A 6,372-nucleotide genomic window follows, 5' to 3' on the forward strand; every position below is an offset into this window, starting at 1 on the left:
GGGGCCCCTTTGCACTCCCGAGTGTTCTCGGGGCTCCAAAGCCACCTTGCGCTGCTGCTAGCGTTCCAACCATGACGAGCGCGAGCACCGAGAACCGTGGAGTGAAACTGGCGATCCTGGGCGGCGGTGGCTTCCGGGTGCCGCAGGTGATCCAGGCGGTCGCCGCGGCGGACGCACCGGTGCGCGTGTCCCAGGTGTCCCTCTACGACACCGATACCGACCGACTCGCAGCGATCTCCGCGGTGATCGAGGGACTGCTCCCCGGACTGCCCGACGCGCCCGAGGTGACGGCGACGACGGACCTGGACACCGCCGTCGAGCATTCCGACTTCGTCTTCTGTGCCATCCGCGTGGGCGGCACGGAGGGCCGCACGCGCGATGAGCGCGTGGCACTGGATCTCGGGATCCTGGGTCAGGAGACCACGGGCCCCGGCGGACTGGCCTACGCGTTGCGGACGCTGCCGGTGATGCTGGACATCGCGGCCCGCGTCAAGGAGAAGGCCCCCGACGCCTGGTTCATCAACTTCACCAACCCTGCCGGCATCATCACCGAGGGCCTGCGCACCGTGCTGGGAGACCGCGTGGTGGGCATCTGCGACACCCCCATCGGCCTGCTGCGCCGTGCCGCGTTGGCCGTGACGGGGCAGCCGGAGGCCAGCGAGTTCGACTACGTGGGCCTGAACCACCTTGGGTGGCTCCGTTCCTTCACCGTGGACGGCCGCGACCGGCTGCCGGAACTCCTCGGGGATGAAGCGAAGCTGGACACCATCGAGGAGGCCCGCGTGGTGGGGAAGGACTGGGTTCGAGCCCTGGGTGCGTTGCCGAACGAGTACCTGTACTACTACTACGACAACCGTGAGGCCGTGGCCCGGATCCGCTCCGAGGAGCAGACCCGCGGCGAATTCCTGCTGGATCAGCAGGCCGGGTTCTACGCGTCCGCGACCACGGACCCCGAGGAGGCCTACGCGCTCTGGCAACGCGTGAAGCACGAGCGCGAGGCCACCTATATGGCCGAGGGGCGCGAGAAGGGGCAGGAGGCCGAACGCGACGAGGCCGACATCGAGTCAGGCGGCTACCAGGAGGTGGCGCTGAACATCATGGCGGCCCTGCGCACGGGGCGGCCCTCCACCATGATCTTGAACGTCCGCAACGGTTCCACCGTGCCGGGGCTCCCCGAGGAGTGCGTGGTGGAGGTGCCCTGCACCGTGGACGCCACCGGCATCCACCCGCACTCCATTGCTCCCGTGACCGGGCACATGCTGGCCCTGATGCAGTCGGTGAAGGCCGTGGAGCAGCTCATCATCGCCTCGGTGCTGCAGCGCGATCCTGAGCTGGCGTGGAAGGCGATCGCGGTGCACCCGCTGGTGGATTCCGTGAACGTGGCCCGCGAGCTCCTGGAGCGCTACCGGGAGGTCCACCCGGAGCTGGGCCAACTCTTCGGCTGAGGTGGCCCAACTCCGATCAGTGGCGGCGCCTCACCCTGGTCACGATCATCGCGATCACGCCGCCCACCAGCAGGATCACGCCGATCAGGATGATCCACCGGACGCTGGCGCCCGTGTCGGAGAGGTTGTCCCCGGCCTGATCGGAAGTCGCGTCATCGGTGCCCGACGGTTGGTCCCCGGCACCCGCGGAATCGCTGGGATCCGTGGATGCGTCGGTGGAGCCTGACGGCTCCGGGGTCCCGGAGGGATCCGTGCTGTCCGACGGTGTGGCGCTCGGGTCCGGCTCACCGGTGGCGGTCCCGCTGGGGTCCGGCTCCTGGTCCGCCGCGGTCACAGGAATGGCCCAGGCCTCGGTGCTGCCCTCGGTCCCGTCCACGGCGTCGGCGGAACGGAAGGAGACCAGGATCCGTGCGTCCTTACCCAATCCTGCCAACGTCTTGGGTGAGGCCTTGAGGGTCAGCTTGCCCTCCGACGTCTTGGCCGTGGCCCCCGCGAGCACCGTGCCCGCCATGTCCTTGCCCCAGGCCGCGGCCTTGCCATCACTGGCCGAGCAGGCGTCGTGCCCGGACTTGTCCTCGCAGGAGGACGTCCACACGGGCAGGTGGGTGGGATCGCCCTGGTAGAGGTAGGCGTGGAAGGTTCCTTCCGTACCGGTCAGATCCAGGTCGATGCCGTCGGAGCCCTGCGCCGCCTTCACCGAGGCCTCAGCGTCGGGGCTGAGGCCCGCGATCGGGACGCCGCCCGTGGCCGACTGATAGATGGTCTGCGGGGAGTCCGCGCCGGAGAGCGCGGTGTCCGGGATGATCGCCTCCCCGTCCGCGACGTCGGCTGCCTTGGTGACGGCAGCCTTGGTCGCCGGCGGCTCGTACCCGCTCAGGTAGGCGTGGCCCCAGCGGTAGGGCTCGGACTGCTGCGAGCCGAAGGCCGACCACGCCAGCCGGGTCTGCCCGATGAAGTCCTCGGTGTCGGAGTCGTACGGAGTGACGTTCAGACCCAGGTAGTCCGGGTCCACCTTGTTGGTGTCCGCGTTTCCGGTGGGTGCCTTGGACGGCGTGGCCAGGGACTGCGGCAGATCCTCGAGGGGGATCTTCACCTCCACGGTCCATGTGCCTTCCGTGTACGCCCCGTCGGCGTCTCGTTGGGCCTTGGCGGCGACCTCGACGCCGGGAGCGTTGGGGGCCTTCAGCACCGTTTCCGCCAGCGGCCCGGTGGAGAAGCCCTGGTGGAAGTCGGCGTCGCGCTCCCAGCACGGGCCGTTGGCGCCGTTGCCGTTGTAGTTCTCAGCATCGTCGGTGAACGGGAACACCCCGAGCTTGAACGTGGTGGAGGTGTCGTCGGAATCGCCACGAGGATCCAGCAGTACCTCGGTGGAGTCCACGAGCCAGTGACCGAAGCAGCGACGAGGGGTCGCCGCGGCCGAGGCCTGCTCATCCTTCACCGTGATCAGTGCGTAGAGGGAGTCGTCGTGCCATCCCACCTTGGCGTTGGAGCCCTTGCCGCAGTCGGTGCCGTCGGGGTCGCATTCGTCACCCTCCCAGACCTTGGAAAGGTCAAGGGTGGACTCGTAGCCGTCGTCATTCCCGTCGATCTTCGGTGCGGTTTCCAGCTCGGCGATCTCCGCACTGGGCACCACCTCGAGGGTCACTTTCTCGGTGCTGGTTCCTTCGCCAGAGGTGGTGGTGACGGTCAGCTCAGCGGTGTCTCCGCCTGCGGCCTTGGGATCGGTATGGGTCACCACGAACTTCTCCGTAGCGGATTCACCTGCGGCGAGTCCGTCGAAGGACACCTCGGGAGTCGCGACCTCAATCCCGTCGGGTGCCGCGATCTTCACCGTTCCGGACGCGGCATCGGAGGTGTGGTTGGTGACGTTAATCGGGACGGTCACGGATTCACCCGTGCCGATGTCTCGATAGGCCTGCGACGGTCCGCCGGAGTTGGCAGCGGTCTTCTCGGTCCACTCGTCGTACTCCGCGGTGTTGCCCCAACGTTGGAAGCGTCCCTCGACGCCGTCCACCGGCAGCACCGTGGTCTCGTTGTAGGCCGTGACGTCGCCGCCGTCGAAGGACACCCGCAGCCGCGCGGGCACGGAGTCAGCGGACTCCGGTGCGGTCACCGTGAACTCCAGGTCGCGGCCGGACTCGGGGATGTCCTCTAGCTGCTGGGCCCCGGAGACGGTCCAGCCCTCAGGGGCCTTCAAAGACACCGTGCCGCCCTTCAGCGTTCCCTTGCCTGAGGCGGCGTGCACCGTGACGGTGGTGGACTCGCCCTCACCGACCCGGTACTCAGCAGGTTCCGCGGAGAACTCGGAACCCAACGGCATGCCGCCGGGGTCCGCGATCGCGGCACCGTACAGCGCCGACTCGTCGTTGCGCCCGGCAACCGAAGACTCCGGCTGCATCGGGGCTGCCGAGAACGGGACGGACCACTTCAGGCAGCTCGGCTTCACCTGGTCCTTCTGCATGGTGCGGGCCTGCGTTGCGTGCATCTTGGCGCCCTCGGTCCCCACCTGCGCCCACGTCTTCTTGGTCCCGGGCTGTCTACCTGCCGTGTTGCCCTTGGCCCACGTGTACGGGGATTCGTAGCCCGTCCAGAGCCCCACCACCGGGTACGGATTCGTCTCAGCGGACTCGAAATCGGCCAGGCAGTTCTTCTGGTTGGCCTCGCCCTTGCCGTCCACATTCGGCATCTCCAGGATGCGCTTGATCTGCCAGGTGTTCACCGCATTCTTGCCGGTCAGCTGCTCCGGGAACTGCTCCGGGTCGGCCGCCGCACGGGCCACCTCCCACGTCAGCCGCCCCGCCTCCTGGTGATTCCCGTGCCCCGCCGCGAGAGACGGCGTCCAGGTGGTCAGGATCTCCGGACGGGTCTCGCGGACCACCCGCACCGCGCGCCGCAGGGTCTCGTCGTGATCCCAGACCTTTTGCGTCAGCGGGGACGAGGTGTTGTAGAAGAAGTCCACCCGGTCCAGGTAGTAGATGTTGTCGGAGCCGGTGCGGTGGTGGGAGGTCCGGTCCTCGTTCTCTCGCCGCAGCGCCAGGTCAGGGCCGGCCTCGTCCCCCACAGAGTTGGAGCCACCCTCGCCGCGGGTGGTGAGCATGATGCCGCACTTCAGGTCGTTGCGGTCCTCCCAGATCCCACACGGGGTGGTCAGGCCCGCGTCGTCGTCCGGGTGCGCCCAGACGCCCAGCACATCCAGTTTGGTGGGCGTCTGGTCGCTGGCTTTCTTCGCCTCACCGAACTCGACATCGCCAGTGCCCGACGATTCGGTCAGGGCTGCCGCCGTCCCGGCGGCCGGCTGCCCTTCGGCGGGCTGCGCAGCAGCCGGTCGCACGGCGCCCGGTGCGGCGAGCGCGGACGTCGACGACACGTCGTCGGGCACAGGTGCCGCCGCTGCGGCCAGGGGTGTGAGGCCCACGGCGAGCGCCGCGGTCCCGAGCGTGGTGATGATTTTGAAACGCATGGTGGCTCTTCCGGCGAACGAGTGATGGTTCCGCGGAAGTCCGGTGCGCCCGGGACTACGTCGAAACCTGACACCATCAGACTATGGTCGGTCCCACACGTTGGCAACGATGCGACTCAGCCCTCCAACAGGGCCTCCGCGACCGCATCGGTGGCGGCGCGCGCACCGTCTTGCACGCCCGTGACGTGAGAAGACATCACAGAGAAGCTCAAAAGCCGCCCGTCCCGTGTCGTCACGAACCCCGACAAGGAGATCACGTCCGCGAGAGTGCCGGTCTTGGCGCGGATCAATCCCTTGGTGTCCCACCCGGCCAGCCGGTTGGACAGGGTGCCTGACGCTCCAGCTGCGGGTAGCAACCCGGCCAGGTCCCGCAGGTTCGCGTTCGCGCTGGTCTGCGTCACCGCCAGCAGCTGGGCAAGCGTGGAGGGTGAGACCTGGTTCGTGGCGGCCAGCCCCGAGGTGTCGTGCATGTCCAGGCCGGTGGTGTCCACGCCCAGTTCCTCCACGGCCGCGCTCACCGAGGACGTGGCACCCTCGATATCGCCGGTCTGCCCTGACTCCACCGCGACCAAGCGGCCGAAGGTTTCCGCCAGGTAGTTGTCCGAGTGGTTCTCCATGTATTCCAGTTGCTGCATGACGGTCGCGGAGGAGACCTTCGCGACCGTGTCTCCGGAGGCACCCTCTGTCCCATCTGCTCCATCACGCGTCTCACCGAGCAGGAAGGTCATGTCCAAGCCCTTCGTGTCGGCGGCCTCCTGCAATCGCGTCACGAACGTCTGCCGCGCCACGGAGGCCGGGTTCCGCACCACCTCGGAGTGGTTGTCAGCGTTCGCTCGCCCGGCGTACATGGCCGGCGTCTGCACCTCGGTGATGTTGTTCGTGGTGACCAGATCGTCCGCCCAGTCCGGGTTCAGCCCCGGGCCGGGGAACAGGGTGGAGTCCAGCCCTACGTTGATCTGTCCCGTGACGCCCTGTCGCTCCAGCGCCGCAACGGTCTTCTGCGCCAAGGTCCCCAAGCCGGCATGCCCGTTCACCACGGAATCGTCCGACTCCCCGGCCCCCAACATCACGTCTCCGCCGCCCACGAGCCACACATCATCGCCATCCAAAACGGCAGAGGTGTCGAACCGCGCATCCTGGCCCAGCGTCGACAGTGCCGCGGTACCGGTCAGCAGCTTCAAGGAGGACGCGGGCACACCAGCTTCCGCGCCGTTCTGATCCACCAGGGTCTCCCCCGTGGCCACGTCCACGACGGAGACCGAATACGTTCCCGGCCGCCCTGCCAAGGCGGAGGTGACCGCGGAATACAACGGACCAGCGAGGGGGCGGGGGCCGGGGGGGGGGCCGGGGGGGGCGGGGGGGGGGGGGGCGGGGCGCCCCAGGCGGGGGGGCGGGGGGCCCGGGGGGTGGGGGGGAGCCAGCGACGGGGGGGGGAGGGGGGGGGGGGGGGGGCGCGAGGGGGGGGGG

The 6,372-nt window shown here is 68.7% G+C and carries 3 protein-coding genes; 1 reads left to right on the forward strand and 2 read right to left on the reverse strand.

Translation table 11 applies throughout. From position 1 onward, the window contains the following. Positions 1-71 precede the first annotated feature (71 nt). Positions 72-1,445, forward strand: a complete 1,374-nt coding sequence (locus Q0A15_RS02230; RefSeq protein WP_291277909.1) for a 6-phospho-beta-glucosidase — start codon at positions 72-74, stop codon at positions 1,443-1,445. A gap of 16 nt (positions 1,446-1,461) precedes the next feature. Here the strand turns inward: Q0A15_RS02230 and Q0A15_RS02235 are convergent, their stop codons facing one another. Both Q0A15_RS02235 and dacB read right to left on the reverse strand, forming a co-directional pair. After that, a complete protein-coding gene (locus tag Q0A15_RS02235; RefSeq protein WP_291277910.1) occupies positions 1,462-4,905 on the reverse strand; it encodes a sugar-binding protein in 3,444 nt (1,147 codons plus the stop codon). 116 nt (positions 4,906-5,021) lie between these two features. Then, positions 5,022-6,215 carry a D-alanyl-D-alanine carboxypeptidase/D-alanyl-D-alanine-endopeptidase gene (gene dacB / locus Q0A15_RS02240; protein ID WP_291277911.1) on the reverse strand — a complete coding sequence of 398 codons (1,194 nt, stop codon included), beginning with the start codon at positions 6,213-6,215 and terminating at the stop codon, positions 5,022-5,024. Between the last annotated feature and the right edge of the window lie 157 nt (positions 6,216-6,372).

Origin of the sequence: Galactobacter sp. (assembly GCF_022712295.1) — a bacterium.
Lineage (GTDB): Bacteria > Actinomycetota > Actinomycetes > Actinomycetales > Micrococcaceae > Galactobacter.

Bases quoted from the DNA above. Each gene is read 5' to 3' on its own strand.
- Q0A15_RS02230 (WP_291277909.1), top strand. From the start codon at position 72: ATGACGAGCGCGAGCACCGAGAACCGTGGAGTGAAACTGGCGATCCTG.
- Q0A15_RS02235 (WP_291277910.1), bottom strand. From the start codon at position 4,905: ATGCGTTTCAAAATCATCACCACGCTCGGGACCGCGGCGCTCGCCGTG.